This window comes from Alphaproteobacteria bacterium (genome assembly GCA_015231795.1).
GTDB lineage: Bacteria > Pseudomonadota > Alphaproteobacteria > Rhodospirillales > WMHbin7 > WMHbin7.
The window spans coordinates 62,029-76,405 of record JADGAX010000005.1 but is presented as its reverse complement, the minus strand read 5'-3'; the positions used below and the strand labels follow the sequence as shown (position 1 = coordinate 76,405).

The 14,377-nt window shown below is 60.4% G+C and carries 4 protein-coding genes and 1 tRNA gene; 3 read left to right on the top strand and 2 right to left on the bottom strand.

The features are described 5' to 3' along the window. The first annotated feature begins 37 nt into the window (after positions 1-37). The 3 genes from HQL44_11690 (at position 38) to HQL44_11680 (ending at position 12,726) form a co-directional block, all read left to right on the top strand. On the top strand, positions 38-1,333 hold the full coding sequence (locus HQL44_11690) for a DUF3422 domain-containing protein (protein ID MBF0269241.1): 1,296 nt from the start codon (positions 38-40) through the stop codon (positions 1,331-1,333). 65 nt (positions 1,334-1,398) lie between these two features. Then, positions 1,399-1,474, top strand: a tRNA-Phe gene (locus tag HQL44_11685). A 677-nt stretch (positions 1,475-2,151) separates the two neighbouring features. Continuing rightward, complete coding sequence (locus HQL44_11680; GenBank protein ID MBF0269240.1) at positions 2,152-12,726, top strand: FecR domain-containing protein; 10,575 nt, start codon at positions 2,152-2,154, stop codon at positions 12,724-12,726. Here the strand turns inward: HQL44_11680 and HQL44_11675 are convergent. Together HQL44_11675 and HQL44_11670 are read right to left on the bottom strand one after the other, a co-directional pair. Then, positions 12,723-13,436: a TIGR02117 family protein gene (locus HQL44_11675; protein MBF0269239.1), complete on the bottom strand. Its 714-nt coding sequence runs from the start codon at positions 13,434-13,436 to the stop codon at positions 12,723-12,725. The two genes, HQL44_11680 and HQL44_11675, sit on opposite strands and share 4 nt — an antisense overlap. Then, complete coding sequence (locus HQL44_11670; protein MBF0269238.1) at positions 13,436-14,365, bottom strand: histone deacetylase family protein; 930 nt, start codon at positions 14,363-14,365, stop codon at positions 13,436-13,438. Before HQL44_11670 ends, HQL44_11675 begins: the two co-directional genes overlap by 1 nt. Positions 14,366-14,377: the final 12 nt, after the last annotated feature.

Genomic DNA, 14,377 nt, shown 5'->3' with positions numbered 1-14,377 from the left:
TTCCGCTCATAAAAGGGGCTTTGGGGTAATATAGGCAATGCCGGACGAAATTGCGCATAGTGAAATCGGAAGCCAGGGCGAATATGTCCTGCGCCATCTGTTGCACGGCGAGGTGCATGCCCGCCCGCACGAGATGCTGGAACCCCCTTTCGAGGCGCTCCACTTGGTTTTCCTGTCGGGCGGCGCTTCGGCCGAGGCCGACCGCAACCATTTGGCCCGCCTGTGCGAAATGCTGGGCGTGCCTGCTTTGGTGCCGGTGGACAATTTTCATGTCCTCGATTTTCCAGCCTTTCGACTGCGCTGGGAGCGCCATACCGAATTCTCGACCTGGACCTTGTTCAAGACGGGCGTCTTCGAGCGCCCCTTCGCCACGGACATTCTGACCCTGCTGCCGGAAGATTGGCGCAAGCGCGTACCGGGCCGGCTGTTGCTGTCGCTGCGTCTGGCGCTTGAGAACGCCGACCGCGAGCCGGAGGAGTTGGACCAGTATTTCATGCCTCAGCCCCGGGTGGGCAGTCGGGTGATGGGGGGGGCGGCCTCGCTATGGACCGATTTTCGCCTGCATGGCGATGGCATGGGCCGCTTTCTGGTTCACGATTGGGGCCTGTCGAAGGGCCAGGCGGGGCGGCTGGTGCAGCGCCTGTTCGAGATTGAAACCTACCGCATGATGGCGCTGCTGGCCCTGCCCGCCGCCCGCGACTCTGGCCCAGCCGCCGCAAGACTTGACCGCGACCTGAAGGCGATCATTTCCGAGCTGGCCTCGCCGGAACCCAGCGACGACCGCAGCTTGCTGGAACGCCTGACCCAACTGGCCGCCGAGGGCGAGCGGCTGGGTTCGGCCACCGCCTACCGCTTTTCCGCTGCCTCGGCCTATTACGCTCTGGTCCGCAGCCGGATCGAGGAGTTGCGCGAGGAACGCATCCAGGGCGTTCAAACCTTGGGCGAATTCATGGAGCGCCGCTTGGCCCCGGCCATGGCGACGTGCGAATCGACCCGGCTCAGGCTGGACGATCTGTCGGGGCGCATTGCTCGGGCGGGGGCCTTGCTGCGCACCCGGGTGGATATCGCGCTTGAGGAAAAGAACCGCGATCTGCTCAATTCCATGAACCGGCGCGCCAAGCTGCAATTGAGACTGCAAGAAACCGTGGAAGGCCTGTCCATCGCCGCCATCAGCTATTATCTGGTCGGGCTGGTCGGCTATGCGGCCAAGGGGGCCAAGTCGGTGGGGCTGCCCATCGATCCCGACTTGGCCCAGGGCCTGTCGGTGCCCTTGGCGCTGCTGCTGGTTTGGTGGGGTCTGCGCCGCTTCAAGAAAAACCTTCACCAGGATTAGCTTGATTGACGCCCTGGGGGAATTCCTCTATAAGCGCGGCCTCTAACCGGCCAAACGCGCCAGATGCCCAGGTAGCTCAGTTGGTAGAGCATGCGACTGAAAATCGCAGTGTCGTTGGTTCGATTCCGACCCTGGGCACCATTTTCTTATTATAAATCATGTGGATATGCGAGCGGCGCAAGCTCTCGCCCCCCATGCTCTTTTCTGAGCAACCAAGCCGAAGGAAACTTAGAGAGAGGACTTGCCCAAACGCGTGAGGGCAGGAAGGGAGGGGCCAGCCTTAGCGCTGGTTAGATGGCGCTCCCATTCGCATCCCGCCCTACTTATCCACAGAAATTCACATCCCCCATCCTCTGGTGGGCGCCGCCCAAACTGGCTGAGGAAAAAGAAATCGCCGGACACATTCTTTACCACTTGATAAGTACACCCTTTAGAATAAGAGATGATGTTTGGCATATAGATGACTATAACGAACAAGACAAATAAAGATGTCATGATGTTCTTGCTAATATGCTGCGCCGCATCAATGTTTATATGCCCAGCAATAAAGTCGCCGCTAGAAAATTGATATTTAGTTGCCTGCTAGTTTGGCTCGGCACTTGACGAATCTTGTCTCGCTGTGACGGCCATCACAGAGGTAATTTACACGTAAATATATTAAATGTGGTGGATATTAAGTGGACGATCAGATAGTTTACGCTTTATCAAGGGGCTGAGGCGCATAAGCGCTAAAATAAAGGCCCCAAAGCGCTTGAGGGGAAAATGGGGAGCGCCGGTTCCATCGAGCCGGGGCGGTTTTCGCTTTCGGGAGACGGATCATGTTGGACTCGGGAAAGCTGGCGGTCAGCGGCTTGGCCGCTTCGCAAGCGGGTGGTTCAGCTTCACAGGCAAATCCGGACGGCGCCTTGTCGCCCGACATCGTGCTCGACGCGGCAGCCGCGCAGGGCCTCGTGGTGCCTGCGGGTTTCGTTCTGACCGAAGCCGATTTCGTGCGCAAGGGTCCCGACCTGCTTTTGATCGGTGCCGACGGCAAGACGATTCTCATCCGCGATTATTTCACGTCCGAAGACGCCCCCGATCTTCTTAGCGTTGATGGCGCTTTCATTCCCGGCGACTTGGCGCTGAAACTGGCAGGCCCGTTGGCGCCCGGCGAATATGCGCAGGCGGGAGCCAAGGCCGCCCAGCAGGCGATCGGGCGGGCCGATACGCTGACCGGCGACGTGAACGTGGTTCATGCCGATGGCAGCAAGGGCGTGCTGCACAAGGGCGATCCGGTTTTCCAAGGCGACGTGCTGCAGACCGTGAAGGGTGCCACCGTGGGCTTGGTCTTCATGGATGGCACCACGCTGGGCCTGGGTTCGAATGGTCGATTGGTGCTGGACCAGATGGTCTATGACCCCGGCACGCAAACCGGCAAGTCGGCCTTCTCGCTGGTGCAGGGCAGTTTCTCGTTCGTTTCCGGACAAATCGCCAAATCATCGCCCGATGCCGCCACGTTAAGAACGCCGGTGGCCACCATCGGCATTCGCGGCACCATGGTGGCGGGCAGCTTCTCGCCCGAAACCGGCTTGACCACGGCGCTGTTGCCGGAAGGAAACAGCACCGGTGAGTTTTCCATCACCACGGCGTCGGGCACCACCACCAACAACCAAAGTTTCGGCGCCGTGCATGTGTCGAACTTTTTCTCCGTGCCATCGAATGTGGTGTTGGTCAGCCAGGGCCAGATCGTCAACAGCTTCAAGGAAGTGTTGAGCGCGGTAGCCAGCAGCAACGCCTCGTCCTCCGCCAAGTCGTCGGCGGATCAGATCTTGATGCAGGTCTTTCAGCAGCAAGGCGCGCAACAGCAGGGCGCTCAGCAGCAGCCAGGCCAGCAACAGGGCGCGCAGGAGGGACAACAACAGCCAGGCCAGCAGCAAGGCGCGCAGGAGGGACAGCAACAGCAAGGCCAGCAGCAGGGCGCCCAGCAGCAGGGGGCGCAGGGCCAGGAAGCGCAAGGCCAGCAGGCGCAGGGACAGCAGCAGGGTGGAGCGGCGCCCGCCGGGACCGTGGAAGGAATGTTCCAGGGCCAGGGCGCGCAGGGCCAGGGTGGCAGCACATTGGCTCAGGGCGTCGACGCTAAATTCGCAGCGGCGGCGCAGGCGGCCATTCTGAACGCGGTTGCCGAAGGAAAACCGGTGGCGGCGGCGCTGATGGCGGCCATGGCGGCATCGCAGGCCTTCGGCGAAGCCAAGGCGCAGGGCGCTTCCACCGAACAGGCCTTGTCGGCGGCGGCCAGCGTGGCGAACCAGACCGGCGTGCTGACGGGAACAACCTTCACTAATACGCCCGCCGGAACGCCTGGAGCTGGAAACCAGCAACAACAAGGTTCGGGACAGTCGCAATCGCAGGGGCAAGCGCAACAGCAATCCCATGCGCAGCAAGCCGCAGATCAAGCGGCAGCCGCGCAGCAGCAGGCCGCGCAGCAACAACAGGCGGCGCAGCATTTAGCCGCGCAGCAAGCGGCGCATCAGGCGGCGCAACAGGCGGCGGCGCAACAGGCGGCTGCCCAGTTGGCGGCCCAGCAGGCGGCTGCCCAGTTGGCGGCCCAGCAGGCGGCGGCGCAATTGGCGGCTCAGCAGTTGGCCGCACAGCAAGCAGCGGCACAACAATTTGCAGAACAGCAGGCGGCGGCCCAGCAAGCCGCCGAGGCTTCCGCCGCGGCAGCAGCCGCGGCAGCCGCTGCGGCGGCGGCAGCAGCAGCCGCAGCCGCGCAGCAAACGGCATCGAGCAACTATGCCGGCACAGCGGTGGACGGCTACATCTCGGGCGCAACGGTGTTCCTTGACCTTGACGGCGACGCCGTTCTGGACGCTGGCGAGGAATGGACGACCACCGATTCATCGGGCGGCTATACGCTGACCAGCAACGATAAGTCGGGCACGCTGGTGGTGACCGGCGGCACCGACATTTCCACCAATCAGGCCTTCACGGGAATCTTGAAGGCATCTTCGGATGCGACGGTGATCTCGCCCTTGACCACCATCATGGCGACCATGGTGGCCAATGGCGACGCCGCCGATACGGCAGCCGCCCAGGCGAAGCTGGCCACCATGTTCGGCTTCGACGCCACCGGCCTTGACCTGAACGAATACGACCCCTTCGCCGCTGCGCTGAACAATGGCACGACGCAGGCCGCGGGCGTCATGCAGGCCGCCTTGACGATTCAGAACATGGTCAGCCAGATGAGCGCCATGCTGGACGGCGCTGGCGGCAACGACGTCGATTCCGCGGCCGCCACGGCGGCTGTGCTGAAGGCGCTGGCGACGCAGGCGGGAACCGCCACCGGCGCGGCGCAGTTGACCGACGACGCCAGCGGCGGATTTTTGGAAACGCTGATCGGTTCAGCGGTTGGCCAGCTTGGCTTGGCCGACGCCACCAGCATCAACAGCAGCCTGTCGGATGCGATCACCAACGGCGCCGCCAGCGTGCTGGCCAACATCAATCAGGCGGTGGCGACTGCGGTGACCAACAATCCCACCGGCGGCGCCGGCCTTCTGACCAATCTAAGCTCGATCGCGCGCGTGGCCCAAGGCGATGCGGCGACCGCCCTGGCCAATGTGGCTGCGGGTTCCGCCAGCGATCTCACCAGTTTCAGCAACGCTGGCAGTCTGACGGATCAGATCGCCCTGGCGGCCGACAATGTTCCGGCGATCGGCAATGTCGTGGCGGGAACATCCGGCAACGATACATTGACCGGAAGCGGCTGGCTGCGCGGCTTGTTGGGCAACGACACGCTGACCGGCGGATCCGGGAACGACACGCTGGATGGCGGCGCCGGCATCGATTTCGCCAATTATTCGGCCACGGCGATTTCGGTCGATCTATTGAACAAGACGGCCAGCGATCTGGCCAGCAACAACGACACCCTGGCCAGCATCGAAGGCGTGATCGTCGGCGCCGGGAACGACACGTTGACCGGCGGGACGAATTCCTGGGTCAGCTATGCGGGTCTGACGACCGGCGTAACCGTCAACTTGGTGCAAGAATCCGCCTGGGGCGGGGCGGGTTCTGATTCGATCGTCAGCTTCGCGCATGTCATCGGCGGCGACGGAGATGACGAAATAACCGGCAATGACGATGACAACACGCTGCAAGGCGGGCTTGGCAACGATATCTTAGATGGCGGCGCTGGGGCCGACACCGCCAGCTATGCCGCAGCCACGGCGGCGGTCAGCGTTCTTTTGTTCCAAAACACCGCCACCGGCGGGGCGGGCAACGACACGCTTAGCAACATCGAAAACGTGATCGGCGGTTCCGGCAACGATGTGATTTACGGCGATGCTTACGACAACGTTCTGACCGGTATGGCCGGGGCCGACTCGCTGCTGGGCGGGGCTGGCAACGACACCATCAATGGCGGGGCAGGCGACGTTCTGCTTTCGGGTGGCGACGATACGGATGTGCTTTCCTACTCGGATATGACTGCGGGCGTCACGGTCAATCTGACCACCAGCCACGCCATCGGCAGCGGCTTCGACACCACCGTTTCCGCCTTCGAAGACGTGATCGCCGGTGCCGGTGACGACACGTTGACCGGCTGCGCAGGCGCCAATTCGCTTTACGGCGGCGCAGGCAACGATGTTTTCTACGCCACCACCGGCGACGACTTCCTCGATGGCAATGACGGCTTCGATACGGTCGTTTTTTCGGGTTTGGCGGAGGCGGTCAACGTCACTGTCACAGTATCCTTGGCCGCCACCTATTCGACATATGGCGTCACCTGCTATATGGATTCGATCGAAGCGGTTGAAGGAACGAATTTCGACGACACGCTGACAGGTTTTGGATTTGACGGCGGTACTGTTCCGACCCTGTCGGGCGGCGCTGGCAACGATACGTTGAGCGGAAGCGGCGGCAATGAAGTGCTGCTGGGCGGCGACGGCAACGACATATTCAATGCCTCCTTCGGCTATGACAGCCTCGCCGGCGGGGCAGGCATTGACACGCTTAATCTTTCAGAATTCTACGGCGCCACCGTCAATCTGAGCACGGGGCAGCTGACGAATGACGATGGCGACATCAGCACGATCAGCGGCTTCGAAATCGTGCTGGGCAGCCAGGGCGAAGATGTTCTTACCGGCAGCGCCGCCGATGAAACGCTAGGCGGCGGCGGCGGCGATGATTCGCTGCTGGGCGGGGCTGGTAACGATACGTATCTGATCGACGCCATGCCCGGTTCTGGAAACACCATTTACATCGAGGACGCGTCCGGGACGGCGGATATGCTGACCTTCGATGAAGTGGGCATGAACATGAATATCGATGCCGCCTTCGATCAGTTCTATCGCAGCGGCAACGATCTGGTGCTGACCACCACCGATGGCGGGACCATTCTGATCAAGAACCAGTATACGGGCGGCGGCATCGAATTCGCGTCCGACGGCGACGGCCATTCGATCTCGCTGGCCTCCGGCTTGGTTGGCGGCGATGACGACGACCTGATCGTCGGTTCCTCATCGACCCTGGGCGAAAGCCTGGTGGGCGGGGCTGGCGACGACATGCTGGTCTGGGGCGGCTATGGCAACGACAGTTTGATCGGCGGCGAAGGCGACGACGATCAGGCGGCCTTCTATTTTACCGGCAACAATGTCACCCTGACCTTGGACGATGATGGCAACGCCGACGCCACCTCGGGCGCCTATGAAATCCGCTTGGAAGGGATCGAGCAGATCATCGCCAGCGCCTATAGCGGCGATGAGATCACCGGCAACGCCTCGAACAACTGGTTCGCGAATTCAGGCGCTGGCGGCGACGACACATTCGATGGCGCTGGCGGCACCGACACGATCAGCTATGCCTATCTGCATGACGGAAGCGGCATCGACATCGAGCTTGATGGCGAAAATTGGTCAACAGCACTCCATGGATCATTCACCGATTACGTCCGCAATATCGAGAATGTCGAAGGATCGGATTACGACGACGTCATCTACGGCGATGCGAACGACAATCGCATCGAAGGCGGGGCTGGCAACGACGATCTGAATGGCGGCGCAGGCAACGACACCGTCAGCTTCGACGACGACGTCGGGGGCGTCATCGTCAATCTGGGCGGCGAATACACTTACGATGCGACGGTCTATGACGCCCAAACCGCCGTGGATGGTTGGGGCTATGTCGATACGATCAATCACTTTGAGGCCGTCAACGGCTCGGACTACGGCGACACTTTGATCGGCAGAGACGATGTCGGCACGCGCTTCATGCCGGGCGACGGCGACGATTTGGTCATCGGGCGCAGCGCAAGCGATACGGTCGAGTACTACACCAGCGCCAATTCAAGCAGCAGCAACTATTCCACAGAGGGCGTTACGATCTATCTGAATGGCCAGGGCTACGCCACGCAGGATGGCGACAACGATACGCTGATCGCCGATCCTTGGGGCGGCAGCGATATTTTGTACGGCATCGACAGCGTTGTCGGCACCGCCAATGACGATTATCTGAACGGCTTTGTCGATTACTATAACGGCGTTACCGGCGTTAATCAGATGGCGGGAAATGCAGGCGACGACAAGATTATTGGCGATCTCTACGATTCCATCACTTATTACGGCGCCACGACGGGAATCGTCGTCAATATGTCCAGCTTGACCTATGACGATTCGCTGGATCTGTATATCTACACCATTAGCGACGGCCAGGGCGGCACCGATACGGTCAATTACGCCCCGGCGATCTACGGCTCCGATCAAGACGACACGTTCAATTTCGGCGTTGAAAGCCAGCTCTGGGTCTATACGGATAATGGCTACGATTACTACGACGTCAATGTCGGTGAGAATCTCTACGGAGGCAGCGGCAACGATTCCTTCATTCTGGCCGACAATTCCATGCTGGATAGCGCCGACATCATCGTCGGCGGCAACAACGGGGCTGATGGCGATTCGTTGGTGCTCGACGACGCATCGGGTCCGGTTGATCTCGACTTTTCGGGCAGAGGAGGCATCAACCTGTCCGGCATCGAGCATATCGTGCTTAACCAGGACGTCGCCACCTCGCTGACCCTAAGCAAGGTTATGATGACGGGCGTCGATTACGATGGCGACGGCGAGGCAGACAACACGATCAGTGTTTCTGCAGCCGTGGCCATGACCAGCGGGGTCACCGTCAATGCCGGTGCGTTTGATAGCGCGGCAATGAGCCTGATCGTCGATGGCACGAATATGGGCGGCAACGACCAACTGCTTGGCGGCGCTGGCAACGATACGCTGTCGGGCGGCGCTGGCGACGATTGCCTGGTTGCAACCGCAGGCGAGGATACGTTGTTCGGTGACGATGGGGCCGACACGTATATTCTGGATGCCGATAGGGCGAGCGACGGCTACACCAAGCTGATACCCTACTTCACATTTGAGGACAGGATCTGGGGCGGCTTCGATCTGGAGGCAGGCGATCTAAGCAACGGCACGGTTACCGTGGTGGGCGATGTCGACGACCTCTTCACCACCCTGACCTTCACCTCCTCGGCAGGGTCGATTTATGTCGCCCAATTGGACGGCTGCTATTGGGATGAAAATAGTTTCACGATCATCGACGGTCATCTGAAATTGAAATATGATGTGCCGCTGACCCAGGCCATTCAGACCGTGGCCATGACCGACGGCGCGATCGACCACATCTATGGCGCATCAGATATTTCCAATCAGGTCATCACCCTGTCCGGCTTAGCCCAGTATGGCGACAGCGTTGTCGACGACGTATTTGGCGACAATGACAAGCTTTACCTGTCTGCTGGCGCCAATACGCTTTCGATCACGAATATCGAAGACGTTTATATGGGTGGCGACACGATCAACCTGACCGGAGGCACCCTGCAAACCGAGGGTCTGGAGCTTAATGTCTACGGCAGCGATTACAACGACACCATCACCTTCACCGAGGGCAGCAACGACTGTACGAACACGATTTCCGCCGGTGGCGGCAACGACACCATCAATCTGGTTTACAACGTAACTTCCGGCTTTGACACAAGCGACGTCATCATGGCCGGCAGCGGCACCGACACGGTCGCCGGCTTCAGGAGCCACGATTCCATCAACCTGGATCAGATCTCTATCAACAGTCTTTACAGATATACAGATGGCCAAGTCGGCGAAGGCGATGTTCAGATCTATTATTCCGGAACCGGCAACGCCACCACCTTGTATCTGGGCCTGGATGCAAATGCCGGCGCCGACTCGACCATCGTCCTGACCGGGCACTACGACCAGGTCAACGACATCTTCGATCCAAACGGTCACTACACGGCCAACGATTTCACCTATTCGGGCAACAGCATTGCGCTGGTCGGCGAGAATACGGCGCCGGTTCTGACCGCGACAACCGCGCTGTTCAGCGACGATTTCGAAAGCGCAACGCTGGGGTCGGGTTGGACGCTCAATGTCGGCGACAATGCGCTTTGGGAAAGAGACGTCGCCAGTTCAGCCGGCTACGACGATCCGAAATTCACCTATTCCGGCACCCATATGCTGGGAACCAACCTGACCCAAAGCATCGATGACGGAGATGGGATATTATACAGTGGCGTCTATCCGGTTGACATTGCCGCCTCCTATGCGGTTCTCGAAGTCGGCGCCATTACGCCTCAGGCCCACGCCACCCTGGACTTCTGGCGCGATGTTTCCGTCGAAGACGGGTTCGATGATGCCTGGATCGACATATCGAACGATGGTGCAACCTGGTTGTCGGTCTGGACCAGCGGCTCGACAGGAGGAGTCGGTTCCACCTATGACAGCGCCGCATCGCCGGGCTTCAACAACGGGGTTATGTCGGATTCCGGCTGGGTTCACAGCAGCGTCGATATCAGCGGTGCTGTCGCCGCCAATTCCTTGTCCTGGGCGAGCTGGGATCACTTGTATGTCCGCTGGGGCTTAAGCAGCGACTATTCAGTTAGCTATGGCGGATGGAATATCGACGATGTCCACGTCTATTCATCGGACGAGACAATCACAGTAGCGCCGTCGCTTGCACAGACTGCCGTCGGTTTGGGTGGAGACGGCACCTTTGTTTACGTTCTGGTGACGCGCTATTCGGATGCTGAGAACAGTGATTTGGGCCTGGCGCTGACCAGCGCCGACAACTCAGATGGCACATGGCAATACAAGCTTGAAAGCGGCGCCTGGACAGACGTCGGCAGTGTCGACGCCGACCATGCGCTGGTGCTGCCGAACACGGCCTCGTTGCGCTATGTTCCCAATTCGGACCATGCCGCAGGCACTGAAAGCATCACCTACTTTGCCTGGGACGGCATGTCGAACGATGCGCCCGGAACCAAGGTTGCACTCACTGATCTGGGGACCAGCGTTTCCAGCGCTTCGGAAACGGCATCGACGATCGTGTCGCCGAACTCCGCACCGGTTCTGGTGGCCGATGCCGCGACTTACGGCGAAACGATCCCAGGCGGCCTCAGCGGCGAACAGACACACTTGGTTCTGGAAGGCTACAACACTCTGGATATTCCCGAAGACAATCTGCTTCAGGCGATGGCCGGCAACAGCGGCTTAGGCGAGGGATCTGGATCTGTGGCGATGTTCGACCCCGATGCCGGAACCCTTCCGATGGGCGTGGCCATCGTCGGCCTAAGCGCGCCGGGCGGCCATTGGGAATACACGCTGAATGGCGGAGCGAATTGGACCACGGTAACGGTGGCTGACATTTCCGAGTCCAACGCCTTGGTGTTGGATAGAACTGATGCCGCCAACGACGGCTATGACAGCCTGCGTTTTGTTGCGGATGATGGGGATACCTGGACCGGCATGGCCTCCTTCACCCTGCGGGCCTGGGATGGTACCGACGGCACGGCCGCCGGAAGCTTCGTGGATCTCACGGGCAGCGACGCCACGGGAGGGACCTCGGCGTACAGCGCCACCACGCTGACCCATGGCCTGGTCAGCAGCTTGTGGTATGCTGGCAACGCTGCGTTCGCCTTCGGCTCTGATTATTGGACGGGCAATATCCTGCCGACGGCGGCAGACCCCCTGTTCATAAGCAATGGTCATGTCTCCTTCAGCTCCGCAACTGATACGTTGTCGGAACTGCATGCCGTCGGCAGCGGCACGATTTCCGTGGATGTTGGCGTTTTGCAGACGATTTCCGACCTGTATATCGACGAAGGGCTGCGAGTTTTGTTGAATGGTGGGCTGTCGGTGGACCGCTTGCACCTGGACAGCGGGCATTCGGCCACGATCAATATCGGCAACTCGGGCAGCCTGACCTTCAACGACAGTGTCGTTTTCGACAACGCATCGACCCTTGTCCTGACGGGCCTATTCAATGGCGACAACAACGACCTGACATTCACAGGCGAGGGAAACATTACCGGGAACGGCACGCTGGTCAACGATGGCGTCATTCTCAACGTGGGACACGACTGGCACATACCAGCCTCGCTTGATTTTGTTAACGGCGCGGGACTGGAGATTTCTGCCGGTTCGGCTGTCGATCTCGATCTGTTTGCCTCGAATCCCGACAACGTTTCTGATATTTACCAGACCTATACGAACGACAGCATCACGTCGGGCAGCACAATCACCCTGAACGGCGGAACGCTGGACCTTTATATGAACTACGAAAACGGCGCCGGCTCGCTGCAGGCGGGCAGCAGTTTCGACCACCTGATTTCAGCCGACAGCTTGCAGGGAAATTTCGACAGCATCACGGGCAGGAATCTGGGTTCATTGTGGGATGGAAGCGGACAAAACCATTGCTATGTTCTGGATGTCACGCAGACGGACACGGACCTCAGCGCTTCGGTGGTTCAAGCGACGATTACGACGCCCGACAGCGGCACGACCTACCTGGGAACCGCCAGCGCAGACGTCATCGTCACCCCCGACAACTGGCAATCGACCTACTCTATCGGCAGCAACGCGAGCGCTGACACGCTGATAGGCACCAACGACATGGCCTTCGGCCATGACGGCGTCGACGTCTTCTATACCGGCAGCGCCGACTTCAAGCTGATCGATGGCGGCAGTGACTATGACAAACTGGTGCTGACCGGTGAAGCGGGCCATGTGGGAGATCTGAGCTTCGATCTGACCGCCCTGGCGGGTTGGAAACTGGAGAGCATCGAGCAACTTGAAATTTCCGGCACCAATGATTCAAAAGTCACCATCGATCTGGACAGCACTATCCTGCGGGGCATGGCCGATAGCAGCGATACAACGGTTCAGATCATCGGCAACGACCGCAGTCAGATCAACTTCGACGCCAGCGAAGGCTGGACGACCAGCGGCGGTACGATGGATGGATACACGGTGTACACCAGCAACAATGGCGCTGAAGTAAGCGTTGGGTCTAGCGTGCACGTCGAGAATGCGACGGTGATTGCCTTCCAGGGGGAGGCCTAACCCGTTCCGCTTTGCGCGACGTGGCGCTCATGCGAAGGCCAATGGGACAAAAGACCCAAGGGAAGCGGCGACCACAGGCCAGCTGGAAGGCCCGCCGCCCTTAAATGGGCGGCCAGCCATTCGTTGCAGGTGGTGATGGGGCTGTAATGGCCCTTGGCCTCGTAGAAGGCGTCGGCATTGCCAAAGCCTTGGCCCGCGATCAGGATCGTTTTGCCGCCATCGTTTCGTTGCAGGCTGGCTTGCAGCCTTTCCGCCAGGGTGCGATAGGTTTTTTGGTCCATGCGCAAGCGGCGCGTTCCTTCGCCCGAAGGCATTGCCGGTAGATGCATGACATGCATGACCGCAGGCCCTCTTCCCAGCAGAGCATTCAGCGCCGTCCTCGCTTTCAAGTCGCGCAAACGCGGCGTTTCCAGATAGAAATCGCGGTCGCCCCAGCCCAGGGCGATGAAGGGCAGGGATGCGCCAAGCCTTGTGTCCGTCGCCGGGAAATCCTGTCGCCAGTCGATGTCGCCCGCCTGGATGGGCAGAACCAGATCGACATGCCAGCCGTTCGAGACCAGAGCGATCTCGATCATATCCGAGTGGGATTCAGGAAGAACGCGGTTCGCCGGGATCGATCCCAGCAACCAAGCCAGGCCAAGCCAGCAGGCAATCGGCAGAACGGGAAGAAGAACAAGCCAGCCCCAGCGTTTGAAGGACCGGCCCTTCATCAGCTTCCCAGAAGTGCCCGCACATGATGGGTGGTGCAGGCCATCAGCGCCGCCAGATCATAGCCGCCTTCCAGCGCCGACACCACGCGATGGTCGCAAACGCGACCCGCCACCGCCAAAATCTCGCGCGTCGCCCAGCCGAAATCCTCGGCCTCCAGTTTCAGATTGGCGATGGGATCGGCCTTGTGGGCGTCGAATCCCGCCGAAATCAGAATCAGTTCGGGCTGAAAGGCCTCAAGCGCTGGAAGAATGCGGCTGGTGAAAGCGGCGCGAAAGCCCGGCCCATCGGTGCCGGGCGGCAGGGGCACGTTCACCACATTGCCCGCCACCCCGGTTTCGTCGGCCCAGCCGGTGCCGGGATACAAAGGCGATTGGTGGGTGCTGGCGTAAAAGAAATCGGGATCGTCTTCCATCAGATGCTGGGTGCCGTTGCCGTGATGCACATCCCAGTCCACCACCGCGATGCGCGTAAGCCCATGCGCCGCCCTGGCGTGATAGGCCCCCACCACCACATTGTTGAACATGCAAAAGCCCATCGCTTGATGCAGTTCGGCATGATGTCCGGGCGGGCGGACGGCGCAAAAGGCGTTGCGGGCGCGTTTGGCCATCACGTCGTCGATGGCCAGGCAAATGGCGCCAGCGGCGCGCAGGGCCGCTTCGCCGCTGTTGGGCGACAAAAACGTGTCGCCGTCGATGGTGCGATGGCCCTCTTGCGGCACCGACGACAAGATATGCTCGATATGCGACATGGGATGCACGCGCGCCAACTGCTCCATGCTGGCATGCGGGGCCTGTTCGCGCATCAGGAAATGGAATTCCTCGGTCTCCAGCGCCGCCAGAACCACCTTCAGGCGCTCGGGACATTCCGGGTGATGCGGGCCGGGATCATGTTCAAGGCAAACGGGGTGGGTAACAAGAAGTGTCGGCATGTGATGGTTTGC

Bases quoted from the DNA above. Each gene is read 5' to 3' on its own strand.
- HQL44_11690 (MBF0269241.1), top strand. From the start codon at position 38: ATGCCGGACGAAATTGCGCATAGTGAAATCGGAAGCCAGGGCGAATAT.
- HQL44_11680 (MBF0269240.1), top strand. From the start codon at position 2,152: ATGTTGGACTCGGGAAAGCTGGCGGTCAGCGGCTTGGCCGCTTCGCAA.
- HQL44_11675 (MBF0269239.1), bottom strand. From the start codon at position 13,436: ATGAAGGGCCGGTCCTTCAAACGCTGGGGCTGGCTTGTTCTTCTTCCC.
- HQL44_11670 (MBF0269238.1), bottom strand. From the start codon at position 14,365: ATGCCGACACTTCTTGTTACCCACCCCGTTTGCCTTGAACATGATCCC.